The sequence below is a fragment of the Streptomyces sp. NPDC059002 genome, assembly GCF_042740435.1.
Lineage (GTDB): Bacteria > Actinomycetota > Actinomycetes > Streptomycetales > Streptomycetaceae > Streptomyces.
On sequence record NZ_JBHYJI010000043.1, the window covers coordinates 49978 to 71785 of the forward strand.

The window sequence follows — 21808 nt, forward strand, 5'->3', positions numbered from 1 at the left end:
GGGCACGGAAGAGGGCATACGAAAAAGCCGGCTCCCCGAAGGGAACCGGCTGATTCAGCAACCAGCTAGGTGGCCGCGCTGGCGTCAGCGCGAGACCTTGCCGGCCTTGATGCACGAGGTGCAGGCGTTGAGGCGCTTCGGCGTCCCGCCGACCACGGCACGCACACGCTGGATGTTCGGGTTCCAGCGACGGGGCGTACGGCGGTGCGAGTGCGAGATGTTGTTGCCGAAGCCCGGCCCCTTGCCGCAGACGTCGCAGTTGGCAGCCACGGGTCACTCCAAAGACTTCAGATGCACTTACGGTTAAACCCGGCATGCCGGGATCAGTGCAATGATCGGAGTGGCGTTGCCAGGAGGAATGTCCCGATGCGTATCGGGCAACCGGAGCAGCATACAACGACTGCTTCGGTACAACGAAACTACCATGGCTCGCCCGGCCCCCGCCCCGGGCCCCCTGTTCACCCTGGGTCTACGCTGCGTCCATTCCGGATGGTCAAGGAGGCGAACAGGTGCCGCAGAACCTCGACGCGGTCGCGGTGCGCGCCTGGTGCCGACTGGCTCTGGACGCCCTCGGCAGGGCCCGCGAGGAGATCGACTCGATCAACGTCTATCCGGTCGCGGACGGGGACACGGGAACGAACCTCTATCTGACCGTGGAATCCGCCTCCCAGGCGGTCGACGCGGTGTTCACGGGCCACGAGCCGTCCCGCCCCTCACTGGCCGAGACCGTGCGCGCGATGGCGCACGGAGCACTCATAGGCGCCCGCGGGAACTCGGGCACGATCCTGTCGCAGCTGCTCCGGGGCATGGCCCAGGTCCTGGGCGGCGCCGACGGCGAGGACGCGAGTGAGGCAGATCACGCCGACGGGCCGACCCTGGAGCGCGCGCTGCGGCAGGCCGCCGAGTCCGCGTACCAAGCCGTCGCCCACCCGGTCGAGGGCACCGTCCTGACGGTGGCGACCGCGGCGGCGAACGCGGCCTCCGGGGCCGAAGGCGACTGCGGGGCGGTGGCCAGGGCGGCGTACGAAGGGGCCTGCGCGGCCCTGGACGAGACACCGGGACAGCTCGCGGCGCTGGGCCGCGCGGGAGTGGTGGACGCCGGGGGACGGGGACTCGTGGCGGTGCTGGGGGCGCTGGTGGGTGCCCTGTCGGGCGAGACGGTGGTCCTCAAGAGCACGGCGCCCAAGAGCGCGGCCCTCAAGAACAGCGCGGCCCCCAAGGGCGCGGCCTTCAAGAGCACCGGGAGCGGTCACGCGCGCGTGGAGGCCGTCGTGTGCGAGGACCTGCCCGGCGACGTGGGTGGTCCTGCCTTCGAGGTGATCTACCTCCTGGAGGCGGACGACACCGCCGTCGCACGGCTGCGGACCCGGCTCGACCGGCTCGGCGACTCGCTCGTCGTGGTCGGCGGCGACGGGCTCTGGAACGTCCACGTCCATGTCGACGACGCGGGAGCTGCCGTGGAGGCGGGCGTGGAGGCGGGCCGCCCGCACCGCATCCGGATCACCCACTTCGGAGTGGGCGACGCACACACAGGACCGCAGCCGCCCCGGGAACGCGCGCAGCGGGCCGTCGTTGCCGTCGTGCCAGGGGAGGGCCTCGCGGGGCTCTACGCCGAGGCCGGGGCGACCACCGTGCCCACGCGCGTGGGGGAGCCCCCGGCGAGCGGCGAGCTCGTCGACGCGATCCGCAGGGCGCACGCCCGCGAGGTGGTGCTCCTGCCGAACGACGCCGACCTGCGGCACACCGCGGCCGCCGCGGCCGCACAGGCCCGCACGGAGGGCGTGCGCGTCGCGCTGATCCCCACCCGCTCGGCGGTCCAGGGCATCGCGGCGCTCGCCGTGCACGAGCCGGACCGCCGCTTCGACGAGGACGTCGTCGCGATGACGTCGGCGGCCGGCACGACCCGGTACGGCGAACTGACCGTCGCCGAGCGGCAGTCGTGGACCATGGCGGGCATCTGCCAGGCCGGGGACGTCCTCGGCCTGATCGACGGCGATGTCGCGGTGATCGGCTCGGAGGTCGCCCGCACCGCCGCCGAGGTCCTCGACCGCATGCTCTCCGCGGGCGGCGAGATGGTCACGCTCGTGCTCGGCGAATCCGTGCCCGACACGGTCGCCGAGCAGCTGGAGAAGCATGTCCGCGAGACCTATCTGGCCGTCGACACCGTGGTCTACCGCGGGGGCCGCCAGTCGGCGCTCATGCTGATCGGCGTCGAGTAGCGCGGCCGTCGGCCGGGGGATTCGGGGGACGTACGGCGGATTGTCAGTGGCGTGGTGTGCAATGGATCTCGTGCCTGCGCTCGATGAACCCCTGAAGAAAGTGGTCGGCCCCGCCACCGCGAAGGTGATGGCCGAGCACCTCGACCTGCACACGGTCGGCGACCTGCTCCACCACTACCCCCGGCGGTACGCCGAGCGGGGCGAGCTCACCCGCCTCGCCGACCTGCCGCTGGACGAGCACGTCACGGTGGTCGCCCAGGTCGCGAGCGCGCGGATCCTGACGTTCAACGGCGGCAGGGGCCAGCGCCTGGAAGTCACCATCACCGACGGCAGCGGCCAGGTCCAGCTCGTCTTCTTCGGCCGCGGCATCCACAAGCCGCACAAGGACCTGCTCCCCGGCACCCGCGCGATGTTCGCGGGCAAGGTGTCCGTCTTCAACCGCAAGATGCAGCTGGCCCACCCCGCGTACGAACTGATCAAGGCCGAGGGCGACGAGGTCGGCGAGGCCGTCGGGTCCTGGGCCGGTGCCCTCCTGCCGATCTATCCGGCCACCGCCAAGCTGGAGTCCTGGAAGATCGCCAAGTCGGTCGACATGGTCCTGCCCAGCGCCCAGGAGGCCGTGGACCCGCTGCCGCCCGCCCTCCGCGACGGCCGCGGTCTCATCCCGCTCCCCGAAGCACTCCTGAAGATCCACCGGCCGCACACGAAGGCGGACATCGCCGCCGCCCGCGACCGCCTGAAGTGGGACGAGGCCTTCGTCCTCCAAGTGGCCCTGGCCCGGCGGCGGTACGCGGACGCGCAGCTGCCCGCCGTGGCCCGCAGGCGCAAGGAGGGCGGCCTCCTCGACGCCTTCGACGCCAAGCTGCCCTTCACGCTCACCGAAGGGCAGGAGAAGGTCTCCAAGGAGATCTTCGACGACCTCGCCACCGAGCATCCGATGCACCGGCTCCTCCAGGGCGAGGTCGGTTCCGGGAAGACGATGGTCGCCCTGCGCGCCATGCTCGCCGTGGTGGACGCGGGCGGGCAGGCCGCGATGCTCGCGCCCACCGAAGTCCTCGCCCAGCAGCATCACCGTTCCATCGTCGAGATGATGGGGGAGCTGGCCGAGGGAGGCATGCTGGGCGGCGCCGACCAGGCCACCAAGGTCACGCTGCTCACCGGCTCGATGGGCGCCGCAGGCCGCCGCCAGGCGCTGCTCGACCTGGTCACGGGCGAGGCGGGCATCGTCATCGGCACGCACGCGCTGATCGAGGACAAGGTCCAGTTCCACGACCTGGGTCTGGTCGTCGTCGACGAGCAGCACCGCTTCGGGGTCGAGCAGCGCGACGCCCTGCGCGGCAAGGGCAAGCAGCCCCCGCACCTCCTGGTCATGACGGCCACGCCCATTCCGCGCACGGTCGCGATGACCGTCTTCGGCGATCTGGAGACGTCCGTCCTCGACCAGCTCCCGGCCGGGCGCTCGCCGATCGCCAGCCATGTCGTCCCCGCCCAGGACAAGCCCCACTTCCTCGCCCGCGCGTGGGAGCGCGTGCGTGAGGAGGTGGAGAAGGGCCACCAGGCGTACGTGGTCTGCCCGCGCATCGGCGACGACATCGACGAAGCCGCCGACCCGAAGAAGGCCAAGAAGAAGGCCGAGAAGAAGGCGGAGGAAGACGCCACCGCCGAGAAGCGGCCCCCGCTCGCCGTCCTCGATGTCGCCGAGCAGCTCGCGCGCGGCCCGCTCCAGGGTCTGAAGGTCGAGGTCCTGCACGGCAGGATGCAGCCCGACGACAAGGACGCGGTGATGCGCCGCTTCGCCGCGGGCGAGACCCAGGTCCTGGTCGCCACGACGGTCATCGAGGTGGGGGTCAACGTCCCGAATGCCACCGCGATGGTGATCATGGACGCGGACCGCTTCGGCGTCTCCCAGCTGCACCAGTTGCGCGGCCGCGTCGGCCGGGGCTCCGCCGCGGGCCTCTGCCTCCTGGTCACCGACATGCCCGAGGCCAGCCCGGCAAGGGGCCGCCTCGGCGCCGTCGCCTCGACCCTCGACGGCTTCGAGCTCTCCCGCATCGACCTGGAGCAGCGCCGCGAGGGCGACGTGCTCGGCCAGGCCCAGTCCGGCGTCCGCTCCAGCCTGCGGATGCTCGCGGTCATCGAGGACGAGGAGGTCATCGCGGCCGCCCGCGAGGAGGCGGTCACCGTGGTCGCCGACGACCCGGAGCTTGAGCGGCTGCCCGCCCTGCGTACCGCCCTGGACGCCCTGCTCGACGCCGAGCGCGAGCAGTACCTCGACAAGGGGTGAGGCCCGTGCACGCCATATCGTGGGGTCAGCCCATCAACGTGGCGCACCCCAGCAAGCCAGAAGGAATCAGATGACCCGCGTGATCGCCGGCACGGCCGGCGGACGCCGCCTGGCCGTCCCGCCGGGCAACGGCACCCGCCCCACGTCCGACCGCGCGCGCGAGGGCCTCTTCTCCACCTGGCAGGCCCTCCAGGGCACGCTCGACGGGGCACGCGTACTCGATCTGTACGCGGGTTCCGGCGCCGTCGGCCTCGAAGCGCTCTCCCGCGGCGCGGGCCACGCCCTGCTCGTCGAGGCGGACGCCAGGGCGGCGCGGACCATCAGGGAGAACGTGAAGGCGGTCGGTCTGCCCGGCGCCGAGGTGCGGGCGGGCAAAGCCGCCCAGATCGTCCAGGCGGGCGCCCCCACCACCCCGTACGACCTGGTCTTCCTCGATCCTCCGTACGCCGTCGGCGATGACGATCTTCGAGAGATCCTGCTCACACTCCGCTCGGAACGCTGGCTCACGGACGACGCGCTCGTCACCGTTGAACGCAGTACAAGAGGCGGAGAATTCGGCTGGCCGGAGGGTTTCGAGCCCCTCAGGTCCCGTCGCTACGGCGAAGGGACGTTTTGGTACGGTCGCGCCGCCTCTACGTGCGACGACTCAGCGATCGCGCCATGACCGGACCGGAGAGCGAGGGACTCACGTTGCGCCGCGCCGTCTGTCCGGGGTCTTTCGACCCCATCACCAATGGACACCTCGACATCATCGCTCGCGCCTCCAAGCTGTACGACGTGGTGCACGTCGCGGTGATGATCAATCAGTCGAAGAAGGGCCTGTTCGAGATCGAGGAGCGGATCGAACTGATCCGCGAGGTCACCGCCGACTTCGGCAACGTCGAGGTCGAGTCCTTCCACGGACTCCTCGTCGACTTCTGCAAGCAGCGCGACATCCCGGCCATCGTCAAGGGCCTGCGCGCGGTCAGCGACTTCGACTACGAACTCCAGATGGCCCAGATGAACAACGGCCTCTCGGGTGTCGAGACGCTGTTCGTTCCGACGAACCCCACCTACAGCTTCCTGTCCTCCTCGCTGGTCAAGGAGGTCGCGGCCTGGGGCGGCGACGTCGCCCATCTGCTGCCGCCGACCGTCCACGCGGCGCTCGTCGAACGCCTGGGCAAGAAGTAGCCCCCGCGGACCACTGACAGTTCGTCACCCGGTGTCGGGCGGGCGCCCGCTGGCCTTACAGTCGTCCCGTCCGTCTCACAACAAGCTGTAGAGAGTGGCGAGCACCCGGTGGACGTGCAGAAGAAGATCGACGAGATCGTCGAGGCGATCGGCAGCGCCCGTTCCATGCCCATGTCGGCCTCGTGCGTGGTCAACCGCGCCGATCTGCTCTCGATGCTCGAAGAGGTGCGCCAGGCGCTGCCCGGCTCCCTCGCCCAGGCCCAGGAGCTCATCGGGGGCCGCGAGCAGCTGGTCGAGCAGGCCCGCCAGGAGGCGGAGCGGATCATCGAGACCGCGCACGCCGAGCGCGGCTCGCTGATCTCCGACACGGAGGTCGCCCGCCGCTCCCAGGGCGAGGCCGAGCGCATCCTCGCCGAGGCCCGCCAGGCCGCCGACGAGGTCCGCGTCGAGGCCGACGACTACGTGGACAGCAAGCTCGCCAACTTCGAGGTCGTCCTCACCAAGACCCTCGGCTCCGTCGGCCGCGGCCGCGAGAAGCTCCTCGGCACCGGCCCCGGCCTGGACGAGCAGGGCTACGAGGACGAGGACGCCCCCGAGCGCAGCCACGACCCCGAGACGCTGCGCCGCAACGCCGACGCGTACGTCGACGCCAAGCTCGGCGCCTTCGAGGCGGTCCTCGCCAAGACCCTGGAGGCGGTGGGGCGCGGCCGCCAGACCCTGCACGGCCGGGCGCCCGCCGACGAGCTGGGCAGCCTCACCGAGGGCGCCGCCGCCCAGCAGCACACCACCGACGCCGACTTCCTGGCGGACCTCGCCGACCCGGCGGCGGCCGTCGCAGCACAGGCCCAGCCGCAGCCCCAGCAGGCCCCGCCGCCGCAGCCGCCCCAGCAGGCCCCCCAGATCCCGGCCCAGGATCCGTACGCGCAGCCCCAGCAGACCGACCCGTACGGGTATCAGCACCAGGACCAGTACGCGTACCAGCAGCAGCCCTACGGCCAGCAGGACCCGTACGGGTACCAGCACCAGGACCAGTACGGCTATGCCCAGCAGGGCTACGACCAGAGCCATCTGCAGCAGGCCCAGGTCCAGCAGCCCCAGCAGCACGCCCAGCCCCAGCAGCCGGCCGTGCTCGACGAGACCAGCCTCTTCGACACGACGATGATCAGTGCCGAGCAGCTCCGCCAGTACGAGCAGGGGCGCTGAAAGCCCGCACTGAAGGGCCCGTAGGGGGCGGATTGGGCCGAGAGCGAAAGGTCCAGTATCCTGGCTCTTCGGTCGCGCATACGTCCGCGACCCGGGCTGCCCACCCAAGCGGCGTTTTTGCCGCATCAGTGCGGCGGCCCCTCCTATGAACTTCCAGGATCCGAAAGCAGGAAAAGCCCTGAGCACGCGCCTTGACCACCGCAACCCCCTCGTGTTCGACACGCACGAGCTGGGGCGGCGTCCCGGTGCGCAGCAGCGGCTGACCCGTGAGATCGAAGCGCCCGGTTCGCCGGACGCCTTCGGCATCGAAGGGGTCATCGGAGTGCCGCAGGGCGCCCCGGTCGAGCTGGAGATCCGCCTCGAGTCGGTCATGGAAGGGGTGCTTGTCACAGGCACCGCCCGTGCATCGGCCGAGGGGGAGTGCGTAAGGTGTCTGGAGCCGCTCGAGCTTGAGCTCGACGCGGACTTCCAGGAGATGTTCTCGTACCCTGACGCCGACGACCGGGGCCGCGCAGCGGAACCGGCCGACGACGCCGAGGAAGACGAGGGCAGGCTCTTTCTCGAGGACGGCCTGTTCGACCTCGAGCCTGTGCTGCGTGATGCGGTGGTGCTCGCACTGCCGATGCAGCCGGTGTGCCAGGACGACTGTCAGGGTCTGTGCTCCGAATGCGGAGTGCGGCTCGCGGACGACCCGGACCACCACCACGACGCCGTCGACATCCGTTGGGCGGCATTGCAGGGACTCGCCGGGACCATCCAGGACGGCGAGAAGGACGAGATGAGCGGCGACGCGCCTCGATCAGCGCACGTCGACGAGAAGCAGGAGAAGTAGCCGTGGCTGTTCCGAAGCGGAAGATGTCGCGCAGCAACACGCGCCACCGCCGGTCGCAGTGGAAGGCTGCGGTCCCCACCCTGGTTTCGTGTGAGCGTTGCCAGGAGCCCAAGCAGCAGCACATCGCGTGCCCGAGCTGCGGCACCTACAACAAGCGCCAGGTCCTCGAGGTCTGAGCGGCTGGTGAGAGGCACCGTGTCTAGCCCCAAGAAGGCGGAAGACGCCAAGAAATTGGCGGAGACAACGGCCTCGTCCCACACGCTTCTGGAAGGGCGGCTCGGGTACAAGCTCGAGTCCGCCCTTCTGGTGCGTGCGCTGACCCACCGTTCGTACGCGTACGAGAACGGCGGCCTGCCGACGAACGAGCGGCTCGAGTTCCTCGGGGACTCGGTGCTCGGCCTCGTCGTCACGGACACGCTGTATCGCACCCACCCCGACCTGCCCGAAGGCCAGCTGGCCAAGTTGCGGGCCGCGGTGGTCAATTCGCGTGCGCTGGCGGAGGTCAGCCGCGGCCTCGAACTCGGCTCCTTCATCCGGCTCGGCCGGGGCGAAGAGGGCACGGGAGGCCGGGACAAGGCATCCATCCTCGCCGACACCCTTGAAGCGGTGATCGGCGCGGTCTATCTGGACCAGGGTCTGGACGCGGCGGGCGAGCTGGTGCACCGGCTCTTCGACCCGCTGATCGAAAAGTCCTCGAACCTGGGCGCGGGCCTGGACTGGAAGACCAGTCTTCAGGAGCTCACCGCGATGGAGAGCCTCGGCGTGCCCGAGTATCTCGTCACGGAGAGCGGCCCGGACCACGAGAAGACCTTTACTGCTGCCGCCCGCGTCGGAGGCGTCTCGTACGGCACCGGCACCGGCCGCAGCAAGAAGGAAGCGGAGCAGCAGGCCGCGGAGTCCGCCTGGCGCGCCATTCGCGCGGCAGCGGACGAGCGTGCCAAGGCTGCCGAGGCCGCGGCAGAAGCGGAGGGGACCGCCGACGCCCCCTCGGCCTCGGACGCCGCTCCGGCCTGACACCTTCTTTCCTCGTGAACCCCCGCAGGACCTCGGTCCTGCGGGGGTTCACGCGTAGTGCCCCCGTGGCGGCGGCGGGCGTGGGGCACGCGATACGCTGCCGGTTCCCGCCCCGCTCTCCAGTCGAGGAGCCCCGTGCCCGAGCTGCCCGAAGTCGAAGTCGTACGGCGCGGCCTTGAGCGCTGGGTCAGCGGACGGGTCGTCTCCGACGTGCAGGTGCTGCATCCGCGCGCGGTGCGGCGCCACCTCGCGGGCGGCGAGGACTTCGGGGCCCGGCTGAAGGGGCACCGCATCGGGCTCGCGCAGCGCCGCGGCAAGTATCTGTGGCTGCCGCTCGCCGACTCCGCGCAGTCCGTCCTCGCCCACCTCGGCATGAGCGGCCAGCTGCTCGTCCAGCCCCAAGAGGCCCTGGACGAGAAGCACTTGCGGATCCGGATGTGCTTCGACGACGCGCAGGGCACCGAGCTCCGCTTCGTCGACCAGCGCACCTTCGGCGGGCTCTCGCTGCACGACAACACCGCCGACGGGCTGCCCGACGTCATCGCGCACATCGCCCGCGACCCGCTCGACGAGGCGTTCGACGACGACGCCTTCCACCTCGCGCTGCGCGGTCGGCGTACGACGATCAAACGCGCCCTGCTCGACCAGTCGCTGATCAGCGGCGTCGGCAACATCTACGCGGACGAGGCGCTGTGGCGCGCGAAGCTGCACTACGAACGGCCCACCGGCACGTTCACGCGTCCCCGCACGGCCGAACTCCTGGGCCACGTACGGGATGTGATGAACGCGGCCCTCGCCGTCGGAGGCACCAGCTTCGACAGCCTCTATGTGAACGTGAACGGTGAATCGGGCTACTTCGAGCGGTCGTTGGACGCCTACGGCCGCGAGGACGAGCCCTGCCGACGCTGCGGCACCGCGATCCGCAGGCGCCCCTGGATGAACCGGTCCAGCTACTTCTGCCCGCGCTGTCAGAGGCCGCCGCGCGCTTCGTCGTAACGCTCCTGAGCCTTCGTCACATCTCCCTGCCTGCCCTCCACGAAGTGGATCAGGGCGAGCAGTCGCTCGGCGATCTCCCGTCCCAGCGGGGTCAGCCGGTAGTCCACGCGCGGCGGGTTCGTCGGCTGCGCGTCGCGCTGCACCAGGCCGTCGCGCTCCAGCGCGTGCAGGGTCTGCGACAGCATCTTCTCGCTCACGCCGTCGACGCGGCGGCGCAGTTCGTTGAAGCGGAACGTGCCGTCGTGCAGCGCGCCGAGGGTGAGCGCGCCCCAGCGTCCCGTGACGTGCTCCAGCGTGCTCCGGGACGGGCACTGCTTGGAGAACACGTCGTACGCCAGGTCCGGGGCGTCGTCGGCGGGAGCGATGGGATCCATGCAGACACCATACTCCCGCGCAGCGCTAACTGCTGGGTTGCGCTAACCGAAAGTTAGTGCTTTCCTTCTTCTCGTGCCTCGATCGAGGCCGCCACCGCCCTGCCAGATATTTCTGGCATCTCGCTCGCGAGGAGTACCCCCGACATGACCAGCCCCGTTGTCGCGATCGCCTACCACTCCGGCTACGGCCACACCGCCGTCGTCGCCGAGGCCGTCCGCTCCGGCGCGGCCGACGCCGGTGCCACCGTCCACCTGATCAAGGTCGACGAGATCACCGAGGCCCAGTGGGAACTGCTCGACGCCGCCGACGCGATCGTCTTCGGCTCGCCCACCTACATGGGCACCGCTTCGGGCGCCTTCCACGTCTTCGCGGAGGCCACGTCCAAGCGCTGGTTCGGCCAGACCTGGCACAACAAGCTGGCCGCCGGATTCACCAACTCCGGTTCCAAGAGCGGCGACAAGCTGCACACCCTTCAGTTCTTCCAGACCCTCGCCGCGCAGCACGCCATGCACTGGGTGAACCTCGGCCTGGCCCCCGGCTGGAACTCCACCACCGGCTCGGAGAACGACCTCAACCGCCTCGGCTTCTTCTCCGGAGCCGCCGCCCAGACCAACTCCGACGAGGGCCCGGACGCCGTACACAAGGCCGACATCGCCACAGCGGAACACCTCGGCCGCCGCATCACGGAAACGGCCCGCGTCTTCGCGGCGGGCAGGGCGGCCGTGGCGGCCTGAACCGGCCGCGGAAATCCCGCCCTTCCCACCGTCGACGGGGCGCCGGTGAGGCAGGCTGAAGGGGTCAGTCCCCTGCTCGCCTGCCGGGAGGGACATTGAATTCGGCCGACGTCATCCCGATCGTGGTCGCCGCCATCGCCGTGCTCGGCGGCGCAGTACAGACGCGCCGCAGGCGCCCGATCACGCGGGAGATCCTGAAGCAGGACGTGGAGTTGCTGGCTCTCCTGCCCGAGGGCAGCGAGGCGAAGCGGCGACCCCGCTGGGTCGTGCTCGGCGGTCGGGCTCCTCATGATCGCGGTGACCCTTGCGATCGTCTGCGTGGTCCGAGGCGGTACTTGGTGGTGGCTCGGCGTCCGTTGTGACGTGGGGCCCTTGTGTCAGAAGCCGAAGTCCTGGGTCCACCACGGGCCGCCCGGGGCGAAGTGGGCGCCGACGCCCATGGTCTTGTAGTCGCAGTTGAGGATGTTGGCGCGGTGGCCCTCGCTGTTCATCCAGGCGTCCATCACGGACTGGGCGTTGGCCTGGCCGCGGGCTATGTTCTCGCCGCCGAGGTCGGAGATGCCGGCCTTCTCGGCGCGGTCCCAGGGGGTCGCGCCGTCCGGGTCGGTGTGGTCGAAGAAGTCGCGCTGTGCCATGTCCGAGCTGAACTGCCCGGCCAGGGTCGCGAGCCGGTCGTCGGCCTTCACCGGGCGGCAGCCCGCCTTGGCGCGCTCTTCGTTGACCAGGGTGAGCACCGCGGCCTCGGCCGCGCTCTCGGCGGACGGCGACTGCGGGGTCGCCGCGGGAGGCTTCGGCTTCTCCGCGGGCGTGCGCGAGGGGCTCGGCGGCGTCTTCTTCTTGTCGGCGTCGGGCTTCGGCGTCTTCGGCGCCGGCTTCTCGGACGGCGTCTTCGACGGTTCGGGGTCGGCCTTGGACGGGGTCGGCGAAGGGGCGTCGGCGCGGCCCGTGCCACGGCTCGGGGCGGATGCCTCGCCGCGCTCGGCGCTGCCGTCCGCGCCGCCCTGGGGGTCGACCGCGCTAGGGGAGCCCGCCGAGCGCACCTTGCCGGACTCGCTGCCGCCGCCCAGCTGGTAGCTGTCGCCACCGGGCAGCACACCCGACGCGACCGCGACGGCACCCATCGCGACGGCGGCGGAGACACCGAGCAGGCCCGTGCGGACGGGGGCGGAGGCACGGCCCTTGCGGCGGTGCGACACCGTCCCCGGGTGCTTCTCAGGGGTGGCGGCGGCCGGCCCAGCGCCGGAGCGTCGGTGGCGTCCCATCTCCTGGCCTTTCATCCTTACGATCAACGTGACTCACTCATACGAGTGAGGCTCATCGAGTCCGGACTGTACGCGATGGCGCATGTGGGCGAAGTGCCTCCAGAGCAATTGGCCGGTTAGCGTGCACCCATGAACGACGACGTACGACTCACCGCCTGGGTACGAGGACGCGTGCAGGCTGTGGGTTTCCGCTGGTTCACGCGAGCCAAGGCTCTCGAGATCGGCGGCCTGAGTGGTTTTGCTCTCAATCTGGACGACGGCCGCGTGCAGGTCGTCGCCGAGGGCCCCCGGGCCGGCTGTCAGGCACTGCTCGACTGGCTTCGCGAGGGCGACACACCCGGACGGGTCGATGGGGTCACCGAGATCTGGGACACACCACGTGGCATATACGAGACCTTCGCCATCCGCTGACCGTGACCCGGGCGACGGCGCCCTCACGGGGTCCGCCGACGCCCGGGTGCAGTGTCCCCGGCAACTGCCGGGGGCAGAAAAGACCTGGTGGTTGCCAAGAACCGCTTGTCGTGGCAGGCTCCCCAGGTAAGGATGATCTCCACGCCCCCAGGGCCCCGAAGGAGTAGCAGCGCCGCCCGTTCCGAGGCCGCGCGCCCCCGGGTCGCCCGCCAATACGGGGTGTGATCGTGTTGACCGTCAAACTTTTTGGTGAGACTCTGGAAGCCCCGCGCACCTTAGCTGTTTGGCATGTGAGAACGGCCAGCAAGACCCAGCAAGTACAAAGAGTGCCAAGCACCGCGGGTGCGATTCCCTCACGACCCACACCGCTTCGGTCGGTCACTCAGTGTGGAGGACCATCCATCATGGCAAAGGCGCTTCTCGGTTACGTCGGCGGCAGCGACCCGCGACTCCTCGCCGAGATGCGACGGCTCCAGCAGCGCGTCCAGGACCTGGAATCCGAGCTCGTCAGGATCCAGGCCGAGAACGACGCGCTGGCGGCTGCCGCTTCTCACGAATCGCTCCTGGAGAGCATCGACGTACCCCAGGCGGAGCCTGCGCTCACCTGACCACTGCTCGATTCAAGTACGCACAAGGCGCCTTCCAGCAAAGGCACCTCGTAGGCAACGAGTGGTCGGGCTGTCCGTGTCAGCCGCTTGTCTCCAGATCTGCAAGGGACGCTTCGGCGTCCCTTCTTTCTTGCCCCCGCGTACGCTGCTTCCTTTACCGTCTGATGTGCCCTGCACCTTCATGGGTGAAACGGTCAGTGAAAGGTAGAGTCCGACGGCGTGCATCTCAAGGCCCTGACTCTGCGCGGTTTCAAGTCCTTCGCGTCGGCCACGACGCTGAAGTTCGAGCCGGGCATCACCTGCGTCGTCGGACCGAACGGTTCCGGCAAGTCCAATGTCGTCGACGCGCTGAGCTGGGTCATGGGCGAGCAGGGCGCCAAGTCGCTGCGCGGCGGCAAGATGGAAGACGTCATCTTCGCCGGGACCACCGGGCGGCCCCCGCTCGGCAGGGCCGAGGTCTCCCTCACCATCGACAACTCCGACGGCGCGCTGCCCATCGAGTACGCCGAGGTCACCATCACGCGGATCATGTTCCGCAACGGCGGCAGCGAGTACCAGATCAACGGCGACACCTGCCGCCTCCTCGACATCCAGGAACTGCTCTCCGACTCCGGCATCGGCCGTGAGATGCACGTCATCGTCGGGCAGGGACAGCTGGACGGGGTGCTGCACGCCGACCCGATGGGGCGGCGCGCGTTCATCGAGGAGGCCGCGGGCGTCCTCAAGCACCGCAAGCGCAAAGAGAAGGCGCTGCGCAAGCTCGACGCGATGCAGGCCAACCTCGCGCGCGTGCAGGACCTGACGGACGAGCTGCGGCGCCAGCTCAAGCCGCTCGGCCGGCAGGCCGCCGTGGCGCGCAGGGCCGCCGTCATCCAGGCCGATCTGCGCGACGCCCGGCTGCGCCTGCTCGCCGACGATCTCGTACGGCTGCGTGCGGCGCTGACCGCGGAGGTCGCCGACGAGGCCGCGCTCAAGGAACGCAAGGAGAGCGCCGAGGCCGAGCTCAGGGCCGCCCTGCAGCGCGAGGCCCAGCTGGAGGAGGAGGTGCGGCGCCTGACGCCGCGCCTGCAGCGGGCCCAGCAGACCTGGTACGACCTTTCGCAGCTGGCCGAGCGGGTGCGCGGCACCGTCTCGCTGGCCGACGCCCGGGTCAAGAGCGCCACCGCGGCGCCCCCCGAGGAGCGGCGCGGGCGCGACCCCGAGGACATGGAGCGCGAGGCCGCCCGGATCAGGGAGCAGGAGGCCGAGCTGACGGCCGCGCTCGAAGCGGCCGAGCACGCCCTGGACGACACGGTCGCCCACCGGGCCGAGCTCGAACGGGAGTTGGCGGTCGAGGAGCGGCGGCTCAAGGACGTCGCGCGGGCCATCGCCGACCGGCGCGAAGGGCTCGCACGGCTCGGCGGGCAGGTCAACGCGGCGCGTTCGCGGGCCGCGTCCGCGCAGGCCGAGATCGACCGGCTCGCCGTCGCGCGGGACGAGGCCGCGGAGCGAGCGGTCGCCGCGCAGGAGGAGTACGAGCAGCTCAAGGCCGAGGTCGACGGGCTCGACGCGGACGACGAGGCGCTGGGCGAGCGGCACGACGCGGCGAAGCGGGACCTCGCCGAGGCCGACGCGGCCCTCACCGCGGCACGGGAGGCGGCGACCGGCGCCGAGCGCAAGCGGGCCGCGGTGGCCGCACGCCACGACGCGCTCGCCCTCGGCCTGCGCCGCAAGGACGGCACGGGCGCGCTGCTCACCGCCAGGGAACAGCTGACGGGGCTGCTCGGCCCGGCCGCCGAACTCCTCACCGTCGCCCCCGGCTTCGAGGTGCAGGTCGCCGCCGCGCTCGGGGCCGGTGCCGACGCGATCGCGGTGAGCGGTCCGAGCACGGCGGCCGAATCGATCCGGCTGCTGCGCAAGCAGGACGCGGGGCGCGCGGCGCTGCTGCTCGGCGGTGCCCCCGATGACGTACAGCCGGAGCGGCCCGAAGGACCGCCGTATGTCGCCGATCTGGTGCGCGGACCCGACGAACTGATGCCCGCCGTGCGGCGGCTGCTGCGCGGGATCGTCGCCGTGGGGACGCTTGAGGACGCCGAGGACCTGGTCTACGCGCATCCGGAGCTGACCGCCGTCACCGCCGAGGGCGACCTGCTCGGGGCGCACTTCGCGCACGGCGGTTCCGCGGGGGCGCCCAGCCTGCTCGAAGTGCAGGCGTCGGTCGACGAGGCCGCCGCCGAACTTGAGCAACTCGCGGCGCAGTGCGAGGAGTTGGCCGAGGCGCAGCAGCGTACGGGGGAGCGGCGCAAGGAATGTGCCGCGCTCGTCGAGGAGTTGGGGGAGCGGCGCAGGGCCGCGGACCGGGAGAAGTCGTCCGTGGCTCAGCAGTTGGGGCGGCTCGCCGGTCAGGCGCGCGGTGCCACGGGCGAGGCGGAACGGTCCGCCGCCGCTGCCGCCACGGCGCAGGACGCGCTGGACAGGGCGGTCGAGGAGGCCGAGGAGCTGGCCGAACGGCTTGCGGTGGCCGAGGAGGCGCCGTCCGAGGAGGAGCCCGACACCTCGGTGCGCGACCGCCTCGCCGCCGACGGGGCCAACGCCCGGCAGACCGAGATGGAGGCCAGGCTCCAGGCGCGTACGCACGAGGAGCGGGTGAAGGGGCTCGCGGGCCGCGCCGACTCCCTCGACCGGGCCGCGCGCGCCGAACGTGAGGCACGCGCGCGTGCCGAACAGCGCAAGGCCCGGCTCCGCCACGAGGCGGCCGTCGCGGAGGCCGTCGCCTCCGGCGGACGCCAGCTGCTCGCCCACGTCGAGGTGTCTCTCGTACGGGCGCAGGAGGAACGTGCCGCCGCCGAGCGGGCCAAGGAGGTGCGCGAGCGCGATCTCGTCGCCGAGCGCAACCAGGGCAGGGACCTCAAGGCCGAACTCGACAAGCTGACGGATTCGGTCCACCGCGGCGAGGTACTCGGTGCCGAGAAGCGGCTGCGGATCGAGCAGCTGGAGGCCAAGGCACTGGAGGAGCTCGGTGTGGAACCGGCGGGACTCGTGGCCGACTACGGCCCCGACCAGCCCGTACCGCCCTCGCCCCCCGCCGAGGGCGAGGAGCTGCCCGAGGACCCGGCGCACCCGCGCAACAAGCCGGTGCCGTTCGTCCGCGGCGAGCAGGAGAAGCGCCTCAAGTCAGCCGAACGGGCGTACCAACAGCTCGGAAAAGTGAACCCGCTGGCCCTTGAGGAGTTCGCGGCGCTCGAGGAACGCCACAAGTTCCTGAGCGAGCAGCTCGAGGACCTGAAGAAGACCCGCGCCGACCTCCTCCAGGTGGTGAAGGAGGTCGACGAGCGCGTCGAGCAGGTCTTCACCGAGGCCTACCACGACACGGCCAGGGAGTTCGAAGGGGTCTTCTCGCGGCTCTTCCCCGGCGGTGAGGGACGGCTGATCCTGACCGATCCCGACAACATGCTTGCCACGGGTGTCGACGTCGAGGCGCGTCCGCCGGGCAAGAAGGTCAAGCGGCTCTCGCTGCTCTCCGGCGGCGAGCGGTCGCTGACGGCCGTGGCGCTGCTCGTCTCGATCTTCAAGGCCCGGCCCAGCCCGTTCTATGTGATGGACGAGGTCGAGGCGGCGCTCGACGACACCAATCTGCAGCGGCTCATCCGCATCATGCAGGAGCTGCAGGAGGCCTCGCAGCTCATCGTGATCACGCACCAGAAGCGCACGATGGAGGTCGCGGACGCGCTCTACGGCGTCTCGATGCAGGGCGACGGCGTCTCCAAGGTGATCAGCCAGCGGCTCCGCTAGGGCCTGTCCGGCGGATCATGCCGCGGGGTCCGGCGCACATCACTTCAAGAGTTCAAGACTTGAACGTACGTAGCCTCGTGCTGCTCTCAAATTCACAGCAGTCCACCTATTGACTTCGAAACTTGAAGGCATAGTCTCTGCAACGTTGCTTTTACCTTCAGGTGGTGGGCGGCGTGAAGTTGTGCGCCACTTGAAGAGCTCGCCCCCACCCCCGGCAGCGTTGCCGGTGGCCCGAGGAGTACATGTGACCAGCACATCGCAGGCGCCACAGTCCGGAGCCCGAGAGGCCCAGCCGGACCATCTGGGCCATGTCATCTTCATTACGGCGGCCGCCGCGATGGGTGGCTTCCTCTTCGGCTACGACAGTTCGGTGATCAACGGCGCGACGGTCGCCATCCAGCACCGCTTCGACGTCGACGCCAACATGCTCGGCTGGATCATCGCCACCGCGCTGCTCGGCTGTGCCGTCGGTGCCGCGGTCGCCGGCCGGATCGCCGACCGCATCGGCCGCATCCGCTGCATGCAGATCGCCTCCGTGCTCTTCGCGGCCAGCGCCATCGGTTCGGCCCTGCCCTTCGCGGCCTGGGACCTGACGGTGTGGCGCCTCATCGGCGGCATCGGCATCGGCATGGCCTCGGTGATCGGCCCGGCCTACATCGCCGAGGTCGCGCCGCCCGCCTACCGTGGCCGGCTCGCCTCGTTCCAGCAGGCCGCCATCGTCATCGGCATCGCCGTCTCCCAGCTGGTCAACTGGGGCATCCTGAACATGGCCGACGGCGACCAGCGCGGCAAGCTGATGGGCCTCGAGGCCTGGCAGTGGATGCTCGGCGTCATGGTCGTCCCGGCCGTCCTCTACGGCCTGCTGTCCTTCATCATCCCGGAGTCGCCGCGCTTCCTGATCTCGGTCGGCCGCGACGTCGAGGCGAAGAAGGTCCTCGGTGAGGTCGAGGGGCACACCATCGACCTGGACGCGCGCGTCGCCGAGATCGAGGCGGGCATGCGCAGCGAGCACAAGCCGTCGTTCAAGGACCTGCTCGGCAAGGTGGGCTTCCTGCCGATCGTCTGGATCGGCATCGGGCTCTCGGTCTTCCAGCAGCTCGTCGGCATCAACGTGATCTTCTACTACTCGAACCAGCTGTGGCAGTCGATCGGCAAGGACCCGTCCAGCTCGTTCCTGTACTCGTTCGAGACGTCGATCGTGAACATCATCGGTACGGTGATCGCGATGATCTTCGTCGACCGGATCGGCCGCAAGCCGCTGGCGATCATCGGCTCCGCGGGCATGGCGGTGGCGCTGTTCACCATGGCGTGGGCGTTCTCGTACAAGACCGGCTCCGGCGACACCGTCTCGCTGCCGAACGCGCAGGGCCTGACCGCGATCATCGCCGCCAACGCCTTCGTGCTCTTCTTCGCCCTGTCCTGGGGCGTGGTCGTCTGGGTGCTGCTCGGCGAGATCTTCCCGAACCGGATCCGCGCCGCGGCGCTCGGTGTGGCCGCGTCCGCCCAGTGGCTCGCCAACTTCGCGATCACCAAGACCTTCCCGAGCATGTCCGAGTGGTCCCTGACCGGCTCGTACATCATCTATGGCGCGTTCGCCGCCATCTCGATCCCCTTCGTCATGAAGTTCGTCAAGGAGACGAAGGGCAAGGCCCTGGAGGAGATGGGCTAAACCCCCCGCTGCCCCTCCTCTTCAGGAAGCTGCCCCGGCTCAGGACGTGTTGTTACGTGTCCTTGAGCCGGGGCAGTACGTTTTCGCAGAAGTGGTGCAGGCTGCGCCAGCCCTCGTCGACGGGCATGCCGCCGGAGAGCGGGTGCAGGATCAGGCTGCCGGTGTCGCTCCGCGCGTACGTCACGCACTCGTCGGGCGTCAGGACCCGGTAGACGCCCTCCGCGCGCAGCTCGTCGACCGTCGTGGCCGTCGACTTCACCGCCGAGCGGATGTCCTTGTTCTGCCAGGAGTTGTAGGTGCGCGCCTCGTGCAGGAAGTGCCTGCCGTGCTCGGCCCAGGTCCGGTCGGGGTCGTCGGCGATGTGCAGGAGCGGGGTCTCGGCGGCGGGCATCATCGTCCAGCCCTCGGTGCCGTGCTCCGCGAGCTGCGCGGTGTAGTACGCCTCGAGGTCCGGCAGATGCGCGCTCGGGAAGAACGGCAGGCCGAGCCGGGCCGCGCGCCGGGCCGCCGCCTTCGACGAGCCGCCGACCAGGAGCATCGGGTGGGGCTGGGTGAAGGGGCGCGGGGTGATGCGCACGGTGCGGTCGCGGAAGGTGAAGGGCTCGCCCGTCCAGGCCTTGAGCAGTGTCTCCAGGAGCTCGTCCTGGAGCTTGCCGCGCCGCTTCCAGTCGACGCCGGACTGTTCGTACTCCTCGGGGCGGTAGCCGATGCCCGCGACCGTGACGAGTCGGCCGCCGCTCAGCAGGTCGAGTACGGCGATGTCCTCGGCGAGCCGCAGCGGGTCGTGCAGCGGGCCGATGATCGCGGAGACCGTCACCGCGATGCGCCGGGTGGCGCCGAAGACCGCGCCCGCGAAGGCGAAGGGAGAGGGCAGCCAGTTGTTCTCGGCGCCGTGGTGCTCCTCGGTCTGGATGGTGGAGATGCCGCGGTCGTCCGCGTACGCGGCCATCTCCAGGGCGGCCTGATAGCGCGCGTTCAGCGAGGCGGGCGTCGCCGCGGGATCGACGAGGTTGAAGCGTACGACTGTGACGGGCATGAAGAACGTCCCCCTTCACCGAGGGTGGGCGGCGGCGAAGGGGGACGCTAGTTGACGTGACGTCAGATGGGTAGTGGCGTACGGAAGTTGGTGCGGATCAGCGGGAACCGCACGGTCACCAGCCGAGGACCGGGCAGCCGGCGGGGCCGTCGCACCTGAACAGCGGGGTCTCGTACGTCTTGGTGCCGGAGGAGGTGTACATCTTCAAGTACCCGCGGCTCGGCTGGAACTTGTTCTTCTGGCCGCGCCAGGTGAAGTCCACCGCCTGGCCCTTCTTCACCGTCCGGGGGTTGGTCCAGTGCAGCTTGTTGGCCTGCTTGTAGCCGAGGGCAATCTTCGCCGGGCTGCCGCCCCGCTTGTCGTAGACGACCCGGAGCTTCTGGCGCCTGGCCTTCTCCTGGATCTGCGACATCGCGAAGTAGAGCTTGCCGTTGCCCAGGGAGGTGCAGGTGCCCGTGGTCGTCGTGGTCATCCACCACATGAGGCGACCGGAGCGCGGACAGTCCATGGGGACGTGCTTGCGTGCGACGACCGAGGGCGTCCCTGTGGCGGCCTGGGCCGGTGCGGTGATCAGCGTGAGACAGCTTGCAGCGGCCAAGCCGGCCACTGCGAGCCGAGCCACTCCCCGATTAAGCATGTGAATGCCCTTCTGGTCCTTCAATTCCATGGTCGGGGAGGACTCTAACTGCTGTATCGGCTGGTCAGATGGGGTGGGGCTGCCCCATCCGACCAGCAGTAGGCCATCAGGCGGTGGCGGTGGCGCGGTCCTCGCTGGCCTCGGCCTCGGCGGACTGCGGTGCGTTCTCGCGCGGCGTCGGCAGTACGGCGAAGAGCACGGCGGCGACGGCGATGGTGGCGGCCCAGCCGAGGCCGTTGCGGCCGACCCAGGTGGTGGCCAGCGGGCCGGTGAACCACTGGACCTTGGTGAGGCACAGGCCCACGATCAGGGCCGCGGCCCAGGCCGTCATCGCCTGCCAGCAGTAGCCGCCGGTGTACCAGTAGCGGCTGGTGCGACCGGTGTTCATCAGGTCGTCCGCGTGGTAGCGGACGGCGCGGCGGTAGCGGCGGGCCATGTCGACGGCGTAGACGCCGATCCAGGCGGAGAACGACACGGCGAGCAGCGTGAGGAAGGTGATGAACTGGCCGATGAAGTCCTTGGCCACCAGCATCATGAAGAGGCCGCCGACCAGGCTGATCACGGCGTTGATGGAGACCGCCATCGCGCGCGGCAGCTTCACGCCCATGGTCTGCGCCGTGAAGCCGGCCGAGTACATCGAGAGGCTGTTGATCAGCAGCATGCCGACGAGCGCGGTGATCAGGTACGGCACCGCGAGCCAGGTCGGAAGCAGTCCGCCGAGGAAGGACATCGGGTCGGTGTTCTGCCCGGCCAGCTTCGGGTCGGAGACCGCCATGACCCCGCCCATCAGGACCATCGGGACCAGGACGAGCGCCGCGCCGGAGATGGTCGTGGAGACGATCTTCTTGCCGGAGGCGGCGTGCGGGAGGTAGCGGGCGAAGTCGGGGCCCGTGGGCACCCAGCTGATGCCGCCCGCGGCGATGGTGCCGATGCCCGCGATCAGCATCGCCGTGCTGCCCGGTCCCTTGGAGAAGATCGCGTCCCAGTCCATGTTGGCGATCAGGTAGATGAGCACCAGGATGCTGAAGAGGCCGAAGAGGTACGTCGACCACTTGTTGCACACGTTGAGCGCCTTGCGGCCCATGCCGCTCACCAGGAAGGTGACGGCGACGAAGGCGAGCAGCGTGACGACGATCAGGACGTTGTTGCTCTTGACGTCGAACAGCAGGTCGAGGACGGTCAGGATCGCGTATGCGCCCGTGACCGCGTTGATCGTCTCCCAGCCGAACCGGGCCACCCACAGGATCGCGCCCGGGAAGTAGTTGCCGCGGACGCCGAACGCGGCGCGGGAGAGCAGCGCGCCGGGCGCTCCGCCCCACTTGCCGGAGACCGAGAGCACGCCGACCATGCCGAAGGCGACGACCGAGGCCACCGCGGCGCAGATCAGCACCTGCCAGAAGTTGAGCCCGTTGTTCACCACGAGGGCGGCGCCCATGGTGAGCAGCAGCACGCTGATGTTCGCAGCCACCCAGGTCGGGAAGAGCTCCCTCACGCGGCCGTGTCGTTCGGCGTCGGGGACGGGCTCGATGCCTCGGGTCTCGACGGCGCCTTCGGCCTGGGGAGCGGATGTCTTGCTCATGGTGCGGG

The 21808-nt window shown here is 70.1% G+C and carries 20 protein-coding genes; 14 read left to right on the forward strand and 6 right to left on the reverse strand.

Going from position 1 to position 21808, the window contains the following annotated elements; all coding sequences use genetic code 11:
• Positions 1 to 84: 84 nt before the first annotated feature.
• Positions 85 to 270, reverse strand: coding sequence for a 50S ribosomal protein L28 (rpmB, locus tag ACFWZ2_RS30635; RefSeq protein WP_030195073.1), 186 nt, complete (start codon positions 268 to 270; stop codon positions 85 to 87).
• A gap of 239 nt (positions 271 to 509) precedes the next feature.
• Between rpmB and ACFWZ2_RS30640 the strand changes: the two genes are divergently transcribed.
• From ACFWZ2_RS30640 to mutM, 9 genes are all read left to right on the forward strand, one after another.
• Positions 510 to 2219 (forward strand): DAK2 domain-containing protein, encoded by a 1710-nt coding sequence (locus tag ACFWZ2_RS30640; protein ID WP_384551154.1) that lies wholly within the window; start codon positions 510 to 512, stop codon positions 2217 to 2219.
• A gap of 61 nt (positions 2220 to 2280) precedes the next feature.
• Positions 2281 to 4503, forward strand: coding sequence for an ATP-dependent DNA helicase RecG (gene recG, locus ACFWZ2_RS30645; protein WP_384551156.1), 2223 nt, complete (start codon positions 2281 to 2283; stop codon positions 4501 to 4503).
• A 70-nt stretch (positions 4504 to 4573) separates the two neighbouring features.
• Positions 4574 to 5167 carry a 16S rRNA (guanine(966)-N(2))-methyltransferase RsmD gene (rsmD, locus tag ACFWZ2_RS30650; RefSeq protein WP_384551158.1) on the forward strand — a complete coding sequence of 198 codons (594 nt, stop codon included), beginning with the start codon at positions 4574 to 4576 and terminating at the stop codon, positions 5165 to 5167.
• A gap of 26 nt (positions 5168 to 5193) precedes the next feature.
• Positions 5194 to 5673 (forward strand): pantetheine-phosphate adenylyltransferase, encoded by a 480-nt coding sequence (coaD, locus tag ACFWZ2_RS30655; protein ID WP_384551196.1) that lies wholly within the window; start codon positions 5194 to 5196, stop codon positions 5671 to 5673.
• Between the two features lie 108 nt (positions 5674 to 5781).
• Positions 5782 to 6876 (forward strand): cell division initiation protein, encoded by a 1095-nt coding sequence (locus ACFWZ2_RS30660; RefSeq protein ID WP_384551160.1) that lies wholly within the window; start codon positions 5782 to 5784, stop codon positions 6874 to 6876.
• Between the two features lie 145 nt (positions 6877 to 7021).
• A complete protein-coding gene (locus ACFWZ2_RS30665; RefSeq protein ID WP_384551162.1) occupies positions 7022 to 7708 on the forward strand; it encodes a YceD family protein in 687 nt (228 codons plus the stop codon).
• Between the two features lie 2 nt (positions 7709 to 7710).
• On the forward strand, positions 7711 to 7884 hold the full coding sequence (gene rpmF, locus ACFWZ2_RS30670) for a 50S ribosomal protein L32 (RefSeq protein WP_026165248.1): 174 nt from the start codon (positions 7711 to 7713) through the stop codon (positions 7882 to 7884).
• A 7-nt stretch (positions 7885 to 7891) separates the two neighbouring features.
• On the forward strand, positions 7892 to 8722 hold the full coding sequence (gene rnc, locus ACFWZ2_RS30675; protein ID WP_384551164.1) for a ribonuclease III: 831 nt from the start codon (positions 7892 to 7894) through the stop codon (positions 8720 to 8722).
• 135 nt (positions 8723 to 8857) lie between these two features.
• Positions 8858 to 9718, forward strand: coding sequence for a bifunctional DNA-formamidopyrimidine glycosylase/DNA-(apurinic or apyrimidinic site) lyase (gene mutM, locus ACFWZ2_RS30680; protein ID WP_384551166.1), 861 nt, complete (start codon positions 8858 to 8860; stop codon positions 9716 to 9718).
• Here the strand turns inward: mutM and ACFWZ2_RS30685 are convergent.
• A complete protein-coding gene (locus ACFWZ2_RS30685) occupies positions 9691 to 10092 on the reverse strand; it encodes a winged helix-turn-helix transcriptional regulator (protein WP_384551168.1) in 402 nt (133 codons plus the stop codon). The two genes, mutM and ACFWZ2_RS30685, sit on opposite strands and share 28 nt — an antisense overlap.
• Before the next feature lie 144 nt (positions 10093 to 10236).
• On the opposite strand from ACFWZ2_RS30685, the gene ACFWZ2_RS30690 reads away from it, so the two are divergent.
• Positions 10237 to 10827 carry a flavodoxin family protein gene (locus ACFWZ2_RS30690; RefSeq protein ID WP_384551170.1) on the forward strand — a complete coding sequence of 197 codons (591 nt, stop codon included), beginning with the start codon at positions 10237 to 10239 and terminating at the stop codon, positions 10825 to 10827.
• A gap of 377 nt (positions 10828 to 11204) precedes the next feature.
• Here the strand turns inward: ACFWZ2_RS30690 and ACFWZ2_RS30695 are convergent, their stop codons facing one another.
• Positions 11205 to 12089: a CAP domain-containing protein gene (locus ACFWZ2_RS30695; protein ID WP_384551172.1), complete on the reverse strand. Its 885-nt coding sequence runs from the start codon at positions 12087 to 12089 to the stop codon at positions 11205 to 11207.
• A 129-nt stretch (positions 12090 to 12218) separates the two neighbouring features.
• Between ACFWZ2_RS30695 and ACFWZ2_RS30700 the strand changes: the two genes are divergently transcribed.
• The 4 genes from ACFWZ2_RS30700 to ACFWZ2_RS30715 all read left to right on the forward strand — a co-directional run bounded on the left by ACFWZ2_RS30700 (position 12219) and on the right by ACFWZ2_RS30715 (position 18548).
• Complete coding sequence (locus ACFWZ2_RS30700) at positions 12219 to 12500, forward strand: acylphosphatase (protein WP_384551174.1); 282 nt, start codon at positions 12219 to 12221, stop codon at positions 12498 to 12500.
• Between the two features lie 404 nt (positions 12501 to 12904).
• Positions 12905 to 13108, forward strand: coding sequence for a hypothetical protein (locus ACFWZ2_RS30705; protein WP_098245029.1), 204 nt, complete (start codon positions 12905 to 12907; stop codon positions 13106 to 13108).
• A gap of 219 nt (positions 13109 to 13327) precedes the next feature.
• A complete protein-coding gene (smc, locus tag ACFWZ2_RS30710) occupies positions 13328 to 16879 on the forward strand; it encodes a chromosome segregation protein SMC (RefSeq protein ID WP_384551176.1) in 3552 nt (1183 codons plus the stop codon).
• 244 nt (positions 16880 to 17123) lie between these two features.
• Positions 17124 to 18548: a sugar porter family MFS transporter gene (locus ACFWZ2_RS30715; protein WP_384551178.1), complete on the forward strand. Its 1425-nt coding sequence runs from the start codon at positions 17124 to 17126 to the stop codon at positions 18546 to 18548.
• Positions 18549 to 18600: 52 nt separating this feature from the next.
• Here ACFWZ2_RS30715 and ACFWZ2_RS30720 read toward each other — a convergent pair whose 3' ends face one another.
• The 3 genes from ACFWZ2_RS30720 to ACFWZ2_RS30730 all read right to left on the reverse strand — a co-directional run bounded on the left by ACFWZ2_RS30720 (position 18601) and on the right by ACFWZ2_RS30730 (position 21800).
• Positions 18601 to 19584 (reverse strand): LLM class flavin-dependent oxidoreductase, encoded by a 984-nt coding sequence (locus ACFWZ2_RS30720; RefSeq protein WP_384551180.1) that lies wholly within the window; start codon positions 19582 to 19584, stop codon positions 18601 to 18603.
• A 115-nt stretch (positions 19585 to 19699) separates the two neighbouring features.
• Positions 19700 to 20056, reverse strand: coding sequence for a hypothetical protein (locus ACFWZ2_RS30725; RefSeq protein ID WP_384551182.1), 357 nt, complete (start codon positions 20054 to 20056; stop codon positions 19700 to 19702).
• A gap of 271 nt (positions 20057 to 20327) precedes the next feature.
• On the reverse strand, positions 20328 to 21800 hold the full coding sequence (locus tag ACFWZ2_RS30730) for a purine-cytosine permease family protein (protein ID WP_384551184.1): 1473 nt from the start codon (positions 21798 to 21800) through the stop codon (positions 20328 to 20330).
• Positions 21801 to 21808 lie beyond the last annotated feature (8 nt).

What these genes read in the sequence shown, in the direction of transcription:
- ACFWZ2_RS30665 (WP_384551162.1), top strand. Translation starts at nt 7,022, where the DNA reads ATGAACTTCCAGGATCCGAAAGCAGGAAAAGCCCTGAGCACGCGCCTT.
- recG (WP_384551156.1), top strand. Translation starts at nt 2,281, where the DNA reads ATGGATCTCGTGCCTGCGCTCGATGAACCCCTGAAGAAAGTGGTCGGC.
- ACFWZ2_RS30720 (WP_384551180.1), bottom strand. Translation starts at nt 19,584, where the DNA reads ATGCCCGTCACAGTCGTACGCTTCAACCTCGTCGATCCCGCGGCGACG.
- rsmD (WP_384551158.1), top strand. Translation starts at nt 4,574, where the DNA reads ATGACCCGCGTGATCGCCGGCACGGCCGGCGGACGCCGCCTGGCCGTC.
- ACFWZ2_RS30700 (WP_384551174.1), top strand. Translation starts at nt 12,219, where the DNA reads ATGAACGACGACGTACGACTCACCGCCTGGGTACGAGGACGCGTGCAG.
- ACFWZ2_RS30730 (WP_384551184.1), bottom strand. Translation starts at nt 21,800, where the DNA reads ATGAGCAAGACATCCGCTCCCCAGGCCGAAGGCGCCGTCGAGACCCGA.
- ACFWZ2_RS30695 (WP_384551172.1), bottom strand. Translation starts at nt 12,089, where the DNA reads ATGGGACGCCACCGACGCTCCGGCGCTGGGCCGGCCGCCGCCACCCCT.
- ACFWZ2_RS30685 (WP_384551168.1), bottom strand. Translation starts at nt 10,092, where the DNA reads ATGGATCCCATCGCTCCCGCCGACGACGCCCCGGACCTGGCGTACGAC.
- ACFWZ2_RS30705 (WP_098245029.1), top strand. Translation starts at nt 12,905, where the DNA reads ATGGCAAAGGCGCTTCTCGGTTACGTCGGCGGCAGCGACCCGCGACTC.
- ACFWZ2_RS30725 (WP_384551182.1), bottom strand. Translation starts at nt 20,056, where the DNA reads ATGACCACGACGACCACGGGCACCTGCACCTCCCTGGGCAACGGCAAG.
- ACFWZ2_RS30690 (WP_384551170.1), top strand. Translation starts at nt 10,237, where the DNA reads ATGACCAGCCCCGTTGTCGCGATCGCCTACCACTCCGGCTACGGCCAC.